This is a genomic window from Aliivibrio sp. S3MY1 (assembly GCF_028765575.1).
In the GTDB taxonomy this organism is placed as follows: Bacteria; Pseudomonadota; Gammaproteobacteria; order Enterobacterales; family Vibrionaceae; genus Aliivibrio.
On sequence record NZ_JARACO010000005.1, the window covers coordinates 165,400 to 182,687 of the forward strand.

The window sequence follows — 17,288 nt, forward strand, 5'->3', positions numbered from 1 at the left end:
CTGACGAGTAGATAGGTTAAAAGAAGCGACAGAAGCATTAATTAGATAGATAAGACATAAACTGAAGGCATAAGTTCTAATTAATAGTTATGAGAGATGAATAACTTTTGTTAAATTAATGGTGATACGAGTTTATAAACAGGGAGCTAACGGTGTTTGGGCAACGATTTGAAAGTGTAAACTTTAAAGGTGATTTATTTGGTGGGGTAACGACAGCCATCATATCACTGCCTTTGGCATTAGCCTTTGGTGTTGCTTCAGGAGCAGGGGCTGAAGCTGGGCTTTGGGGAGCAATCATGGTGGGGCTTTTTGCTTCTCTATTTGGTGGTTCTTCAACATTAATCTCCGAACCAACGGGCCCAATGACAGTCATTATGACCGCGGTCTTAACGAGCATGGTCGCTAAATACCCTGAGACTGGTCTTGCAATGACGTTTACCGTTGTGATGATGGCTGGTGCATTTCAGATCCTCCTTGGTACTTTAAAGTTGGGTAAGTACATCACTTTAATGCCATACAGTGTTATTTCCGGTTTTATGTCAGGCATCGGCGTAATTCTCATTATCTTACAGCTTTCCCCTTTGCTTGGTCATGCTGCACCAGTAGGTGGTGTTATAGGGACGTTGACTGCTTTACCTGATACATTAGCGCATTTAGATATTAAAGAACTCTTTCTTGGCGTATTGACGCTTGGTGTTTTGTTTCTTTTTCCTCAGCAGTATCGTAAATATGTTCCAGCCCAATTGGTTGCTTTAGTTGCTGTTACGCTTATTTCAGTCATTATTTTTGATACCGATTCTATTCGTCGGATCGGAGAGATCCCCGCAGGCTTACCTTCCATTGTCATTCCTACCATTAACAGTGATATGTTTATGACCATGGTCATTGATGCTTTAGTGCTAGGTACATTAGGGTGTATTGATACGCTATTAACCGCTGTTATTGGTGATTCATTAACACGTAAAGAGCATGACTCAGATAAAGAACTACGAGGCCAAGGTTTAGCAAATATGATCTCTGGTTTATTTGGTGCACTGCCTGGAGCTGGTGCAACAATGGGGACGGTTACTAATATTCAAGTGGGTGCTCGCTCACCATTGTCCGGTGTATTTAGGGCTGCCGTACTTGCTTTGGTAGTATTGGTCGCGGGTGGATTAACAGAACCGATCCCAATGGCCGTTCTTGCGGGTATTGCCGTTTATGTCGGCTTTAATATTCTTGATTGGAGCTTTATCCAAAGAGCACATAAAGTCAGTTTTACCGGCATGGCCATCATGTACGGTGTAATGCTACTGACGGTATTTGTCGATTTAATTGTCGCCGTTGGTCTTGGTGTTTTTATTTCTAATATCATTATTATTGAACGTTTAAGTCGTGAGCAAGCTCGCCAAGTTAAAGCGATTAGTGATGCCGATGAAGATGATGTGCCTCTTACTGAGAGCGAGAGAGGTTTATTGGATAAAGCTAATGGAAAAGTTCTGTTCTTCTACTTATCGGGACCAATGATTTTCAGTGTCTCAAAAGCTATCTCACGTCAGCACACAAGTATTTCTGATTATGAGGTGATGATTTTAGATTTAACCGACGTTCCCATGATTGATGTTACGGTAGGATTGGCGTTAGAGAATGCGATTAATGATGCATTAGATGCCAATTGTAAAGTGTATTTACTGTGTCCAAATAAGCAAACAAGAGAGCAACTAGAGAAGTTTCATATTACGGACCTAGTTCCTAGTGAGAATACGTTTAAATTTCGTTATGAGGCGCTGACGTCTGCGATTAACTACGTTTCGCCTAGTGAAGAGTAACTCATTAATGTAATAGATCTTAATTAGCTGTTGAGGGACGAACTCTGATGAGCAGATTTTTCAAATTTGCTTGAATCGTCATTCAACGATAAGCTAACTATTATTAATAGATGATTAATCTAGGTACTGGGTAAATATATGTACGCATTAGAAATAGAACAGTTAAAAAAAACCTATGCAGGGGGCTTTGAGGCTCTAAAGGGCGTAGATTTAACGGTTGAACAAGGTGATTTTTATGCCTTGTTAGGACCAAATGGGGCAGGGAAATCAACGACTATCGGGGTTATCAGTTCACTTGTAAATAAAACCTCTGGCCGAGTTAAGGTGTTTGGTTATGATATCGATATTCATTTGGTTCAAGCAAAACAGCAGATTGGATTAGTACCTCAAGAGTTTAATTTTAATCCATTTGAAACCGTGCAGCAGATAGTTATACAACAAGCGGGTTATTATGGTGTCTCTCGAACTCTGGCTAAAGAACGAGCTAAAAAATACTTATCTCAGCTTGATCTTTGGGACAAGAAAGATGAGCGTGCACGTAATTTATCTGGAGGTATGAAACGTCGCTTAATGATTGCTCGCGCATTAATGCATGAGCCAAAACTACTAATTCTTGATGAACCAACCGCTGGTGTTGATATTGAATTGCGTCGTTCTATGTGGGAGTTTTTAAAGCAGATCAACGAACAAGGTGTCACTATTATTCTCACTACGCATTATCTTGAAGAAGCTGAAATGCTATGTCGAAATATCGGTATTATTAATAAAGGTGAAGTCATCGAAAATACGTCAATGAAACGGCTGCTTAACAAACTTCAAGTAGAGACCTTTATTTTAGATTTAGCGGAAGGTAGCCCTATTCCTAAGCTGGAAGGCGCGAAAGTAACAAGCAGTAAAGAAGGATCTGTTGAGGTTGAAATCGATAAATCTCAAGGATTAAATTATCTTTTTGAGCAACTAAATCATCAAGGCGTTAACGTACTTTCTATGAGAAACAAAGCGAATCGATTAGAAGAGCTATTTGTTAGTATCGTCCGTAGTGGAGAAGCTAAATGATGATGAACTTATATTGGACAGCATTCAAAAGCCTTATATCTAAAGAGATAAATCGATTTACTCGTATTTGGGTGCAAACCTTAGTGCCCCCTGCGATCACCATGACTCTTTACTTTATTATTTTTGGTAACTTGATTGGTTCTCGCATTGGTGAAATGAGCGGCTTTAGCTATATGGAATATATTGTTCCTGGCTTGATCATGATGTCTGTGATCACTAACTCTTATTCTAACGTCGCGTCTTCATTTTTTAGCGCCAAGTTTCAAAAAAATATAGAAGAGCTATTAGTTGCTCCAGTGCCTAACTACATCATTATTGCTGGTTTTGTTGGTGGTGGTGTTGTTCGTGGTTTATTAGTTGGAGCTTTGGTTACTTGTGTCTCTCTGTTTTTTGTTGATATTCAAATAGCTCATCTTGGTGTCATTATGCTAACCGTATTAATGACATCCATTGTGTTCTCTTTGGGTGGATTAATTAATGCGGTGTTCGCGAGAACATTTGATGATATCAGTATAATTCCGACATTTATTTTAACGCCATTAACATATTTAGGTGGGGTGTTTTACTCTATTAGTTTGCTGCCTGAATTCTGGCAAGGGGTATCTAAATTAAACCCGATCGTTTATATGGTAAATGCATTCCGTTATGGTTTTTTAGGGGTTTCTGATGTCGGTATCGGTACTGCGTTTACGGTATTAACGGCATTTATTGTGGTGCTTTATGGTGTGGCTCTACACTTGATCTCTAAAGGTACAGGCCTTAGAAGTTAATATTAATATCAGGACAATAAAAAAGGCAGGTGATCAGTGATCATCTGCCTTTTTGTTTGGTCGTTAATTATTCTTCTGTTTCTTCTTCTTCTTCTTCTTCAGCGGCAATATGAAGTTCAACCACTAAGTTATCAATCAAGCGAACTTGACCAAGGAAGGCTGCCATAAGGATAACGGCTTGAGTCGTTTCTTCTGTTGGTTCTTGAAGCGTTCTTGCGTCACGAATGAAGATTTCATCAGGTTGCAAATCAGCCGCACGCAGTTGATCACTTGCATCTTCAATTAATGAGTCATAATCAGTACGTCCGCCACGCATTTGACTGCTGATCCAGCGCATTGTACGCGCTAAAACAGGGGCTCTCTGACGTTCATTTAAGGTCAGAAGATTATTACGAGAGCTCATTGCCAAACTATCAGCTTCACGTACCGTCGCTACACCAACAATCTCGATATCTAAGGCCATATCAATTACCATTTGGCGGATAAGAGCAAGCTGCTGAAAATCTTTCTCACCAAAACAAGCTACATCTGGCTGAACGATGTTGAAAAGTTTGTTTACTACCGTAGAGACACCTTTAAAGTGTCCAGGGCGTGACGCGCCTTCTAAGATAGTGGAAATAATAGGAACATCGACAACCGTCTGCTTATCTAATCCTTCTGGATACATGATTTCAGGTGTTGGAGTGAAAACTAAATCTACTTTCTCTGCCGTTAGCTTTTCAATATCGTCATCAATAGTACGAGGGTAGTTATTTAGATCATCATTATTATTGAATTGCATAGGGTTAACAAAAATACTAGCAACAACAATATCTGCGTGTTCACGTGCGGTGCGAACAAGCGTAAGATGGCCTTCATGTAAGTTACCCATGGTAGGCACAAAAGCAATACGTTTGCCTTCGCGTTTCCAAGTCTTAATGTGTTCACGCAATGGTAGAATATCAGCAAAAATGTCCATTACGGGCCCTTAATTAAATGTATGTTCAGCCGCTGGGAATATCCCTTGCTCAACATCTTGAATATATTTAGTCACAGCAGTGCGGATGTCGCCAGTTTCAGCTAAGAAGTTCTTGGAGAATTTTGGCATGTAGTTCGCAGATATACCGAACATGTCGTGCATAACTAAGATTTGACCGTCAGTGCTGTTACCTGCACCAATACCAATTACCGGAACGCTACACGCTTTAGTGATACGCTCAGCAAGAGAGGCTGGAACACATTCGAGTAAAATAATTTGAGCGCCAGCTTTTTCAAGCGTTAGGGCATCTTTTACCATTTGCTCTGCTTTTTCTTGATCACGACCTTGGATTTTAAAACCACCAAAAATATTCACTGATTGGGGTGTTAAACCAAGATGCGCACAAACAGGTACAGCGCGTTCAGCAAGGATACTAATCGTTTCTGCTATCCATTCACCGCCTTCAATTTTTACCATATTCGCGCCAGCTTGCATTAATTTAGCTGCGTTCTCACAGGCTTGTTGAGGGGTTGCATAGCTCATAAATGGCATGTCAGCCATCACTAAGCTATTTGGACTCCCTGCACGAACACAGCGAGTATGGTAAGCGATCTCTTCGGTTGTTACAGGTAAGGTGTCATTTTTACCTTGTAAAACCATACCTAACGAATCACCAACAAGTAAAACAGGCATTTCTTGCTGTTCAAATAGTTGAGAGAAGCTAGCATCATAAGCGGTTACAGTTGCAAACTTACGACCTTCTTGCTTCCATTTCATTAAGTCATTAATAGAGATTTTTTTCATAAAACATCCTTACTAAAAGCGATTACGCTTGCCAGATAGTTAAGCCATTTCTATCTACTTTTGTGAGTAGTTGAGAAAGTGTTTCGCCATCGGGAAAGGTAAAATCGTTATAAATTTCTGAGAGCGGATATAGAACAAATTCACGTTCTTTCATGCCGTAATGGGGCACTGTTAATCGCTCATTGTCGATCACTTGATCGCCAAATAAAATAATATCGAGATCTAGGGTTCTTGGTCCCCAACGTTCATCTTTACGCACTCGACCTTGCTCAAGCTCAATTTTTTGAGTGAGGTCAAGTAAGTCTAATGGTTCAAGGTTAGTTTCAATTTCAACAACCGCATTAATATAATCGGGTTGATCTTGAGGCCCCATTGGAGAACTACTGTAAAGTGATGAAATTGCAGTCACTTTACAGTCAGGCAGTTGATGGAGTGCATTAATAGCAACTTTAGCCTGTTCTACTGGGTTGCCTAGATTACTCCCAATCGCAATAATAACTTTGATCATGAGTCGTTATTTGTGCGTTTTTTCTTACGATATGGGCTACGACGTTTGCGTGTCCCGGTAGATCGACCACCGTGTAGAGCTTGGATCATATTATTACGATGTGGTGTCGGTGCATCTTGAAATTCTGTCCACCAGTCTGCAAGTGCTTTTATTTCGCCACCTTCTACCGCTCCGCGCATTTCAAGGAAATCATAGGCTGCACGGAATTTCTGTTGGTCAATAAGAACAAATGCTCTTTTGCCATTACGACGAGGTAAGCGCAATTGAAGCTGCCAAACATCTCGAATTGTCGCGGTTAGTCGGCGTGGAATCGCGGTACTTTTAACTTGAATATCAAGAATAATATTAGACGCTTCCATAATAGATTCGTAATGATCATACTTTGGATTTTCATCTTGAATTTCTTGCGCTTTAACTGTTAACGGGTACCAAAGCATTGCTGCAAACATGAAGGCTGGATTAACTCGTTTGCCACTATTAATGCGTTTATCTGTCGAACGTAATACTAACTCAATCATTTTCTCTGTTGAGCTATTGCCTTTTTCGGTTAAGAAAGGCGTAAGCGCAGGAAAAAGTTGCTGAAATAAATTAAATTTACGCAGCATGTAATAAGTATCGAGCCCTTTGCCTGCTTGCAATAATTTTAATGATTCTTCAAATAAGCGAGCGGCAGGAATATCTTGTAATAAAGAAGACAACTCAACCATGGGTTCAGCGGTTTTATCACAAATGGTCATATTTAATTTGGCTGCGAAACGAACAGCTCGAAGCATACGAACCGGATCTTCGCGATAACGGGTTTCAGGATCACCAATTAAACGAACTATCTTATTGTTTAAGTCTTCAATACCGTTGGCGTAATCGTGAATTGAATAATCGGCAATGTTGTAATACATCGCATTAATCGTAAAGTCACGGCGTTGAGCATCTTCTTCAACTGTACCATAGACATTGTCACGTAACAGCATGCCTTCTTTTGACTGCGCGGAGATGTTTTTCTTCTCAGATTTATCATCGTCTTCTTCTTTGTGGTGACCACGAAAAGTAGCGACTTCAATGACATCTCTGCCAAATAAAATGTGAGCAAGACGGAATCGTCGGCCAATCAATCGACAGTTTCTAAATAGTTTTTTGATCTGCTCTGGTGTTGCGTTGGTTGCGATATCGAAATCTTTAGGTTCTTGGCCTAGAAGAATGTCGCGCACACCTCCACCTACGAGATAGGCGTCGTATCCAGCATTACTTAAACGGTAAAGTACTTTTAGCGCATTATCGCTTAGGTCTTTACGTGAAATATTATGTTCTTGGCGTGTGATTACGTTCAGTTTCAAATCCTCTGTAGAGCAAATATCACTGTTGTTTTTGAGTAAATTACGACAAAAACGGGCAACTTGATTAAAGATAATGACCTCGATATTCAAGTGAGCAGTCAAAAATAGGCGTGCATCATAGCTTAAATTGTGGGTTTTGAGAATGGGGTAGTGATCTCGAGCCCAGTTGGAAGCTGTTTTAGTTGCCAATTTTTGATTGCCCATTGAAGAATTTCATTCAATGTGACGGTTTCTATGTCCCTTGGTAAAACAAAACCTAAAAACCTCAAGGCTTCAATTAGCGTTGGTATTGGGCATGAGTTATCAATAGCTGGCGCATAGTTTTGTTTGGATAATTTGTTTCCTAACTCATCAACAGCAAGTGGTAAATGAAGATAACTGACTTCTCTTACATTAAGTTGACGATAAAGTGATATTTGACGCCCCGTAGGTTCTATTAAATCAGCACCACGGACTACCTCAGTAATGCCTTGGTCAATATCATCCAATACAACGGCTAGGTTGTAGGCAAATAAGCCATCTCGACGTTTTATAATAAAGTCTTCTTGAGCAAGCTGCGTTGGTATGTGGATCATCCCATGCTTTATATCATAAAATGATTCAACAGGGTGCTGCATAACTAAACGTACAGAAGCATTTTTTTCTGAAAGGTGTTTATGTTTACAATGACCTAAGTAAAACCCACCATCTTCTTTTATTTGTTTACGAGTACATTGGCAAAAATACGCATCACCCTTATCAACCCATTGGTTAATTTGAGACTGATAAATATCATGACGTTGGCTTTGGTAAACAATATCATCATCCCACTCAAAGCCATAAGCTTCTAAGGTTTGAATGATTAAGGAAGAGGCTCCAGCAATTTCTCGTGGTGGATCTAAGTCTTCAATACGAACCAACCATTTTCCTTGCTGTGATTTTGCTTGCAGGTAACTACCTAAAGCGGCAACAAGAGAGCCAAAATGCAATGGGCCTGATGGGGATGGTGCAAAGCGACCTATGTATTGAGTAGTCATCGTATATCACTGTATAAACGTAAAAAAGGGAGCCAGCGCTCCCTTTTTATTATTTTGATTGGTATTAGCCAGCCATTTGCTTTTCTTTGATTTCTGCAAGTGTTTTACAGTCAATACAAAGATCAGCGGTTGGGCGTGCTTCTAGGCGACGAATACCGATTTCAACACCACAAGAATCACAGAAGCCGAAATCTTCTTCTTCAATTTTGTTTAGTGTTTTTTCAATCTTTTTAATTAGACGGCGTTCACGATCACGATTACGCAGTTCTAAACTAAATTCTTCTTCTTGAGCGGCGCGATCTACTGGATCTGGGAAATTCGCAGCTTCGTCTTTCATGTGATTTACTGTGCGTGCAACTTCATCCCTAAGTTGATTACGCCAAGCTTCTAGAATCTTAGTAAAGTGTTCAACTTGAGCTTGGCCCATGTACTCTTCACCAGTTTTTTCTTGGTAAGGTTCAACACCAGCGATAGCTAGAATACCTAGCGTTCTTCTTGTATTGCTCTCAGGCATTACAGCTTCTCCTAAACGTCTTTGACTTTCACTAGCCAATGAGGCCGCTATCTATAACAGAAAGAAAAGGGGCAATCAAATATTGAATACACCAATTGAGATCTAGTAGCAATAACGTAGCACTTTTCTTAAAAAGAATGTAATGATTGCTTATTAAAGCAACTAAATACTAAAAGGTAGCTTACGCACGATCTTCATCTCTTTTGGTGACATCTCTGCTTGGTAACAGAGAACCGTAACCCCACTTTCAATCGCATCTATTAATAAAGAATTATATTGTTGGTCTATATGGTGTGCGATTGATACTTTTTCAATACCTGAATGTAAAACAGCGAAAAATAAAACGGATTTTTTTCCATTTAATGCCATTTCACTCAGTTCTCGTAGGTGTTTTTGTCCTCGAGTGGTTACAGCGTCAGGAAAATAACCCTGACCTTCCTTACCTAATAAAGTAACGCTCTTTACTTCAATATAGCAGTCAGGTAGAGATTCTTCACTAAGTAGAATATCAATACGACTATTTTCTGAGCCATATTTCACTTCTGTTTTGAGCGTGTTGTACTCATTTAACTCATCAATTTGCTTATTGTTAATTGCTTCCACGACCAATTGATTTGCTCGAATGGTATTAACGCATATTATATGAGCATTTTCTGTCACACTAAGCTCCCAACTATTAGGGTATTTACGCTTTTGGTTACTGGATGTTGAAAAAAACACCGTGTTGCCAGCGTCAGCGCAACCAGTCATTGCCCCTGTATTTGCACAATGGATCGTTCGTTCGCTGTTATCTGGTAATTTGATGTCAGTTAAAAAGCGTTTATAGCGTTTTATTAATATTCCAGATTCTAATTCAGGTTCAAATTTCATTTAACTACTGTTTTTTTGTACAATGGTTTAATCCGAGATAATGCCATAGGGCGAACCCATTGTCACAGTTACCGATTGAAACAGTGATCCCATCACTGATTGAGAAATTACAGAACCATTCTCAACTTATTTTAAAAGCATCTACAGGCGCTGGTAAGTCGACACATCTGCCTTTAATGCTGCTAAAAGAACAAGTGATTAATGGCAAAATAATAATGTTAGAGCCAAGACGGTTGGCTGCTCGTAATATCGCGAGTTACTTAGCATCTCAATTAGGTGAGAACGTCGGTGAGCAAGTTGGGTTTCGAATCAAAGGTGAAACTAAAGTTGGCCCTCAAACACGATTAGAAATTGTCACGGAAGGGGTTATGACTCGAATGATCCAATCTGATCCAGAACTGACAGGAGTAGGGTTACTTATTTTTGATGAATATCATGAGCGAAGTATTCATGCTGATACCTCATTAGCTTTTGCTTTAGAAGTACAAGAAGCATTAAGGGATGATCTTAAATTATTAGTGATGTCGGCTACATTAGATCAGGCGGCATTACAGAACTTACTTCCTAATGCTGCGTATATTGAATCTGATGGGCGAATGTTCCCGGTGACGACATCCTATAGCCCTCTTAAAACAAACCAACGAATCATTGAAGCGACTGAACAAGCAATTCGTAAGGCGCTGTTAAATGAAACCGGCTCGATGCTTGTGTTTTTATCGGGAGTGGGTGAAATAAGGCAAGTTGAAGAACGATTAAAGGATTTATCATCAGAAATAATAGTTGCCCCTTTATATGGACAGCTTGATGCGAAAAAGCAGCAACACGCGTTACAGCCTGCATTGAAGGGAACACGAAAAATTGTATTATCGACCAATGTAGCTGAAACCAGTTTAACGATTGAAGGCATTCGAATTGTCATTGATAGTGGTTATGAGCAAAAAGCCACGTTTGATGCTAAAACGGGCATTACGAAATTAGAAAAAAAACGGATCGCACAATCTTCTGCGGAACAACGAAAAGGCCGTGCAGGACGTTTAGAACCGGGTGTCTGTATTCGTTTATACAGTGAGTCTCAATATCAGCAACAAGCCGCGGTTCAAACTCCAGAGATGGAATCATCAGATCTTTCTACCTTAGTTTTGGAATTGGTTAAGTGGGGAGTGACGGATCCTCAATCTCTTCAATGGTTAACTCCGCCGCCTAATGCCAATATTCAACAAGCTCGTACCTTATTATCACAGCTAGGACTTATTGATAAGCATGCTCAGCTTTCTGTTGTCGGTGAGAAATCACAACAATTGGCAATAGAACCTCGTCTCGCAGCGGTGCTATTGCAAGCGAGTACTCAATCAGCGGCACACTTACAGACTGCGTTATATGCACTACCAATAATAGAAGAAGCTGCGAAATCAGTTTCATCGAAAGATCTTAGTCACCATTTTTCATTATTTCTTGAGGGGCGATACCCAAAACAGAGTTACTATCAACAAAGAGTTCAGCGTTTAGCTTATTTGCTCTCGGTAAAAGCAGATAAAGCATTGGCTTCGGTTGAGCTTATTGGTGAGGTATTAGCCGCGGGTTTTCCAGATAGATTAGCAATGGCAAAAGGCGCATTGGGTCAGTTTCAATTAGCTAATGGTCATGGTGTGCAAGTTGATGAAATTGAATCGATAGCACAAAGTGATTGCTTGGTTGTGGTGGATTTATTAAAAGGCAGTCAAAATCGCAGCTATATTTATCTTGCAGCACCGTTATCTAAAGCATCTTTAATGACTGTTTCATCTTATTTGATAACAGAAAAAGAGCATGTAGATTGGGATGAAAAATCTGGCAGAATGCTTGCTGAGAAACGAACGTATTTAGGGTCGATTATCCTTCATAAAGAGCGGATGAGTTCCCCTGATCCTGACAAAATTTCGTTAGCATTGATTAGTATGTTCAAGCGTAAAGGGATGATGGTGTTAGATTGGAATAAAGAAGTGCAAGCTTTACATTCTCGTCTCATTTGTTGTGAAGAGTGGCTACCAGATATTGGCCTTCCGCTGATGCAGGAGTTGCAATTACTTGAGCGAGCAGAGCTGTGGTTATTACCATTTATGAGCGGTATTAAAAATGATAAGCAACTTAAAAGACTTAATCTCATTGATGCGTTAGAAGCGTATGTCGGCTGGGATAAAATGAAACTAGTTAATGAATATTTACCGACTCATTATTTATTACCGACAGGTACGAAGGCAAAGATTAGCTATGAGTTGCAGTCTGAACCAAAGATTTCTATTAGAATGCAAGAGGTGTATGGGGAGGCTCATACTCCGTTATTAGCTCAAGGAAAAAAGAAGTTGGTGATGGAACTGCTATCTCCTGCACAAAGACCGTTACAAACAACCAGTGATTTAGCGGGCTTTTGGCAAGGTTCGTATAAAGAAGTACAAAAAGAAATGAAAGGGCGTTATCCAAAGCATATTTGGCCTGATGATCCTGCGACTCATCAAGCGACTAAAAAAACAAAACGTCACTTTACTTAATTCTCTAACTAAAAAGATCTCTCATGGCTGAAAAGAAAAAAGCACCCGTAAAGGCTGCGCCTAAAAAGGCGACCGCAAAGAAGAAAGCGCCAACGAAAAAAAAATCAGCGAGTAAGAAAAAAGCACAAACGTCACGTCCTTTTTGGAAAGGGCTGATGATACTCGGTTTTAAATTAAGCCTTGTCATGCTCGCTATTTTATTTATTGCTGGTATCTATTTAGATACCGTGGTTAAGAAGCGCTTTGATGGTCAGTTATTTAGCTTGCCAACGGTTGTCTATAGCCGCGTATTGACGCTATCACCTGGACAGAATATTAGCTTACAAACCGTAACGAGAGAGTTAGATTTATTAAAATATCAGAAAGTTCGTCAACCTCAGAGACCTGGAGAGTATTCGTCATCGTCTACAAAAATTGAATTAATCCGCCGCCCATTTGAGTTTCAGCAAGGGCCTGAACCCGATCGTCATGTGATGTTGTACTTTAACTCTGATGGTTTACAAAAGATTGAGAACAGAACCGTGAAAAAGCAAATGGGCTTTTTACAAATTGAACCTCAGTTTTTAGGTATGTTGGATGCTGATGATGATCAACAACGCCTATTTTTACGCAGAGAGCAATTTCCAGAAGTCATGGTTGATGCTCTATTAGCGACAGAAGATAGAGATTTTTATCAGCACGATGGCGTTTCACCCTTAGCGATTGCTCGTGCGATTGTGGTGAATGCAAAAGCAGGAAGAACAGTCCAAGGCGGGAGTACATTAACTCAGCAATTGGCGAAAAACCTATTCCTATCTCGTGAGAGAACCTTATGGCGAAAAGTTCGAGAAGCGTATATTGCTCTGATTTTAGATTATCGTTATAGCAAAGACAGAATATTAGAAGCTTATCTAAATGAAGTCTATCTAGGACAAACGGGGGGAGAGGCTATTCATGGTTTTGGATTGGCTGCTCAAGTCTATTTTGGACGTCCAATTGAAGAGTTACGGATCGATCAATTGGCTATGCTAGTCGGTATGGTGAAAGGACCATCGTATTACAATCCTATGCGTTTTCCTGATCGTGTAAAAGATCGTCGTGATTTGGTATTACGCTTAATGATGCAAGAGGAAATTCTTTCTCCTCGTCAATACGATATGGCAGCGAGTCGTCCATTGGATGTTAAAAAGCGTGCAAGTATTTCCACCAAGCAACCTGCTTATTTTCAACAGCTAAAGTGGGAGCTAAAAGAGAAGGCGGGAGAGGCTTATCAACGAGGTGAAGGATTACGAGTATTCACCACACTTGATCCGTTATCGCAGCAAAAAGCAGAAAAAGCCATTGAGCGAACAGTACCTCAGTTAGAGAAACGAGTAGGTAAAGGGCTAGAGTCTGCTATGGTGATAGTAGATCGCCAAAGTGGTGAAATTCGAGCGATGATCGGTGGTAGTAGAACTGGATTTGATGGATTTAATAGGGCGATTAATGCAAAGCGCCCAATTGGATCTTTAGTTAAACCAGCTATTTATTTATCAGCATTGGAAAATCCGGAAAAATATTCATTAGCCACAACATTAGATGATAAACCAATTTCATTAAAAGGCAGTAAAGGCACAGCGTGGACACCGAGAAACTACGATCGTAAATTTAGAGGTCAGATCCCTTTGTACTATGCGCTTTCTCGTTCATTAAATGTGCCAACGGTGAATTTAGGTTTAATGGTTGGTCTGAGTAAAGTCAGTGATACTTTAGTTAAGCTGGGTGTTGATGCCCAGGAGATTAATCAAGTCCCATCAATGTTGCTTGGGTCTATTAGTTTATCGCCATATCAAGTAGCGCAAATGTATCAAACATTAGGCAACGGCGGACGTAAGTCACCTTTAACGGCGTTAAAAGCCGTTGTAAATACAGACGGGGAATTACTGTATGAAAACTTCCCTCGCTCATCACGTGTCGTTCCTGAGCAAGCGACGTGGTTGACTATTTATGGAATGAAAAAAACGGTAAGTGAAGGAACGGCTAGATTTTTGAATAGTAAATACAGTTGGGCGGCCTTGGCGGGTAAAACAGGAACCAGCAATGATTCACGAGACAGTTGGTATGCAGGTATTGATGGTAGAGAGGTTGCGATCACTTGGCTTGGTCGGGATGATAATAAACCAATGAAGTTAACAGGCTCTAGTGGGGCATTAAGAGTTTATGCTGATTATTTAAGTATGCGAACTCCAGAAGCCTATCAATTACAGTGGCCTAATAAGATCATTACTGCTGGTTTTGATTTAGAAAGTAATAAAACACTAAAAGCAGATTGTGCTGGTAATGTGAAATTACCCATTTGGGATAAAAGCGGCCAGTATAAAACTGAATGTGAGAAGAAAAATAACCCAGCAGCTTGGCTAACTGATATTTTTGGGCTGTAAATAAGTACTTTCTACCATTAATGGCGATTGATAAGAATTAAGTGATTGCGAAATAAAGTGATGTTTGGTGTTGTCTATCAATGTTTTGTTTGACGAAATGTCATAAAAATAAGCATTCAGTGCATATTTTCATCAAACAAACTTTTTTTTGTAATTATTAGTTGACCTTAATGCCGAAAAGCATTCTAATACACCTCGTTGCCCGGATAGCTCAGTCGGTAGAGCAGAGGATTGAAAATCCTCGTGTCGGTGGTTCGATTCCGCCTCCGGGCACCATATTAGATTGTTGGTGCTTAGTAAGTTATTAACACGAGCAATAAAAAATTAGTGTGCCGACTTAGCTCAGTAGGTAGAGCAACTGACTTGTAATCAGTAGGTCACCAGTTCGACTCCGGTAGTCGGCACCATTAATTCTCCTTGTGAGACGCAACACCTGTTCCCTTTTAGTTCAGTTGGTAGAACGCCGGACTGTTAATCCGTATGTCGCTGGTTCAAGTCCAGCAAAGGGAGCCATACACGAAAGCCTCGTCAGAAATGACGAGGCTTTTTTCGTTTTGGTTATAATATATTCATACATAGAAGCTATTTGAATAACCGGTTTGTCATGGCTGTTTAGAAGCGACACTTCTTTAGTTATAAATGTTTAGTTATAAAAAAGCACACCAAGGGGTGTGCTATTTATCATTCAATTCTGGTGAACTAGTTTTTCACTCGAAACTTGTTTAACCAAGTTTCTAAATCATCAGCTAATTCAGTTAGGGTATGAGTGCTTTCTTTACTCTTAGCAACAACTCTTGCCAACTGTTGACCACTTTCTTCAATTATATTTACTCGTTGAGTGATATCTTCACTTACGTGTTTCTGTTCTTCAGAAGCACTGGCGATTTGATGGCTCATACTTGATATTGATTCAAGAGAAGTAACTATTTTCTGTAGAGCGTCTGAAGCATTTTTAGATTCTGAAACGGTATTTTTGCTTGTTTCAGCACAAATCACCATTGTCGAAATAGCGTTACGAGATCCTTCTTGCAAGTTAGATATCATTTGTTGTATTTCTTTAGTACTGTCTTGAGTTCTTCCTGCTAGGTTGCGTACCTCATCTGCTACAACAGCAAAACCACGTCCTTGCTCTCCTGCTCGAGCTGCTTCAATTGCGGCGTTCAAAGCAAGTAGATTTGTTTGCTCTGCAATATCCCCAATGACATCAAGAACCTTAACGATACTATTAACATCACTATCTAGTTCAGCAACGGCGGTACTAGCTGTATTTAGTTGCTCAGCGAGTCCCTCTATATTATAAACAGTAGCATTGATGAGAGCTTGAGTTTGAACACTCTGTTTGTCGGCTTCGTCTGTATTGGTTGCGGTTTCTTGTGCTAACTCAGCAACATTGTTGGCTGATGAAGCCATTTCAGTGATTGCCGTAGCTATCATTTCTGTTGATTGGTGCTGGCTCTCTGTTAACTGGCTAACCGTACCTGCTCGTGAGTGCACATCTGACAGTTCTGATTTTAACGCTAACATCGATTGAGTTAGGTGTTGAACTAGAGCTGCTAGTGAGATATTCATGGTTTGAACTGCTTGGTAAATACTGCCTTCTGGTGCTTTTGTTTCAAACTGAGTTACGATCTCACCAGATGCTACTGTTTGAATTGCTGCGTGGACATCACGAGGCTCTCCACCAAGTAGTGAGATCATTCGTTTTATCGATATCATTAGGATACTGAAAATTAAACTAGCAATAATGAATGCTAAACCAAATTGCCATTGAGCGGTTGCCCAAAAGCGATCATTTACTTCTGTTTCGCCAATTCCTGTTCCAACAATCCAATTCCAGTCTTGCGTTTTTTCTGCGATAGAAAGTTTTTTATCAATGCTGCCATCAGGCATTTTTAAAGACCAAGTATATTCTGCAATCCCCGTTGGATTTTTAGAAATAGCATTGTTTAATATTTCTCCCACGCTTTGGCCTTCACTATCTCTAAATTCATGGAAACTAGTACCGTGAAGTTGAGGGTCAAGAGGGGCAGCTAAAAACATTAAATTCTCATCAGCAACATAAACGTATTCATTATCTTTATAAATGTTATTACGTAAGATAGTAATAGTAAGCTCTTTGGCTTTTTCTTCTTCAATCTTTCCTTGTTTAACCATCTTTTCCATATTGGAAATCAAATTATACGTGGTTTGAAAGATTTCAGTGACTCGAGCTTTATTATCAAGAGTGCTTGCTATACGTAATGTCCACAGCACAGTCGCTGTCATTATAATCAGTGAGCATAAAATAATGGTAGCGAGAACGTAAGATTGTGTTTTTAATTTCATGCTAGTTTATCCTAAGAATTATTGAAGCTATGGTGTAAGTTATTTATCGGCTAAATAATACATAAGGTTAATAAATAACTAATCAATAAATGATTTTTTTATTTATATAGCATTTATATTTTTAATCAATGGATCTAAATCATCATTTAATTGGATTTTAAATAGGTAAATTTAGCTTTATTAAGCTGATTGAAAGGGTAAGGTCATATAATGAGGCATTTCTAGTAGTAAGGTGAGGCATAATTGTGCAATTTGATGCCTATTTATACATTTAAATGGATATTTAATAATAATAAGATAAAAGGCTTGCCAATGTGATCGAACTCTCTATAATGCGACCTCACTGACACGGAGAGCCCATCCCATAAGGGGTTAGCAATCAGGGTTAGTAAGATGGTTTAGGC

The 17,288-nt window shown here is 39.7% G+C and carries 13 protein-coding genes and 3 tRNA genes; 8 read left to right on the top strand and 8 right to left on the bottom strand.

The genetic code is table 11. The features are described 5' to 3' along the window. Positions 1–152: 152 nt before the first annotated feature. The 3 genes from PVK62_RS05455 to PVK62_RS05465 all read left to right on the top strand — a co-directional run bounded on the left by PVK62_RS05455 (position 153) and on the right by PVK62_RS05465 (position 3,634). A complete protein-coding gene (locus PVK62_RS05455) occupies positions 153–1,808 on the top strand; it encodes a SulP family inorganic anion transporter (protein WP_274442512.1) in 1,656 nt (551 codons plus the stop codon). 138 nt (positions 1,809–1,946) lie between these two features. After that, on the top strand, positions 1,947–2,864 hold the full coding sequence (locus PVK62_RS05460; RefSeq protein WP_274442513.1) for an ABC transporter ATP-binding protein: 918 nt from the start codon (positions 1,947–1,949) through the stop codon (positions 2,862–2,864). Beyond that, a complete protein-coding gene (locus tag PVK62_RS05465; protein WP_274442532.1) occupies positions 2,864–3,634 on the top strand; it encodes an ABC transporter permease in 771 nt (256 codons plus the stop codon). Before PVK62_RS05460 ends, PVK62_RS05465 begins: the two co-directional genes overlap by 1 nt. A gap of 67 nt (positions 3,635–3,701) precedes the next feature. On the opposite strand, the gene panC is transcribed toward PVK62_RS05465, so the two are convergent. The 7 genes from panC to sfsA form a co-directional block, all read right to left on the bottom strand. Further along, a complete protein-coding gene (gene panC / locus PVK62_RS05470; RefSeq protein ID WP_274442514.1) occupies positions 3,702–4,592 on the bottom strand; it encodes a pantoate--beta-alanine ligase in 891 nt (296 codons plus the stop codon). Between the two features lie 9 nt (positions 4,593–4,601). After that, positions 4,602–5,396 (bottom strand): 3-methyl-2-oxobutanoate hydroxymethyltransferase, encoded by a 795-nt coding sequence (gene panB, locus PVK62_RS05475; protein ID WP_274442515.1) that lies wholly within the window; start codon positions 5,394–5,396, stop codon positions 4,602–4,604. A 22-nt stretch (positions 5,397–5,418) separates the two neighbouring features. Beyond that, a complete protein-coding gene (gene folK, locus PVK62_RS05480; protein WP_274442516.1) occupies positions 5,419–5,904 on the bottom strand; it encodes a 2-amino-4-hydroxy-6-hydroxymethyldihydropteridine diphosphokinase in 486 nt (161 codons plus the stop codon). Continuing rightward, positions 5,901–7,253 carry a polynucleotide adenylyltransferase PcnB gene (gene pcnB, locus PVK62_RS05485; protein WP_274442533.1) on the bottom strand — a complete coding sequence of 451 codons (1,353 nt, stop codon included), beginning with the start codon at positions 7,251–7,253 and terminating at the stop codon, positions 5,901–5,903. Before pcnB ends, folK begins: the two co-directional genes overlap by 4 nt. Before the next feature lie 104 nt (positions 7,254–7,357). Beyond that, entirely contained in the window at positions 7,358–8,251 is an 894-nt protein-coding gene (gene gluQRS / locus PVK62_RS05490) for a tRNA glutamyl-Q(34) synthetase GluQRS (RefSeq protein WP_274442517.1), read from the bottom strand. Positions 8,252–8,315: 64 nt separating this feature from the next. Beyond that, a complete protein-coding gene (dksA, locus tag PVK62_RS05495) occupies positions 8,316–8,765 on the bottom strand; it encodes an RNA polymerase-binding protein DksA (protein ID WP_274442518.1) in 450 nt (149 codons plus the stop codon). Positions 8,766–8,927: 162 nt separating this feature from the next. Next, positions 8,928–9,635 (bottom strand): DNA/RNA nuclease SfsA, encoded by a 708-nt coding sequence (gene sfsA, locus PVK62_RS05500; RefSeq protein WP_274442519.1) that lies wholly within the window; start codon positions 9,633–9,635, stop codon positions 8,928–8,930. Positions 9,636–9,694: 59 nt separating this feature from the next. Between sfsA and hrpB the strand changes: the two genes are divergently transcribed. From hrpB to PVK62_RS05525, 5 genes are all read left to right on the top strand, one after another. After that, a complete protein-coding gene (hrpB, locus tag PVK62_RS05505; protein ID WP_274442520.1) occupies positions 9,695–12,160 on the top strand; it encodes an ATP-dependent helicase HrpB in 2,466 nt (821 codons plus the stop codon). 23 nt (positions 12,161–12,183) lie between these two features. Beyond that, entirely contained in the window at positions 12,184–14,559 is a 2,376-nt protein-coding gene (gene mrcB / locus PVK62_RS05510) for a penicillin-binding protein 1B (RefSeq protein ID WP_274442521.1), read from the top strand. Between the two features lie 200 nt (positions 14,560–14,759). Beyond that, a tRNA-Phe gene (locus PVK62_RS05515) sits at positions 14,760–14,835 on the top strand. Between the two features lie 55 nt (positions 14,836–14,890). After that, a tRNA-Thr gene (locus PVK62_RS05520) sits at positions 14,891–14,966 on the top strand. A gap of 30 nt (positions 14,967–14,996) precedes the next feature. After that, positions 14,997–15,072: transfer RNA gene (locus tag PVK62_RS05525), tRNA-Asn, on the top strand. Between the two features lie 186 nt (positions 15,073–15,258). On the opposite strand, the gene PVK62_RS05530 is transcribed toward PVK62_RS05525, so the two are convergent. Next, entirely contained in the window at positions 15,259–16,884 is a 1,626-nt protein-coding gene (locus PVK62_RS05530; RefSeq protein WP_274442522.1) for a methyl-accepting chemotaxis protein, read from the bottom strand. Positions 16,885–17,288: the final 404 nt, after the last annotated feature.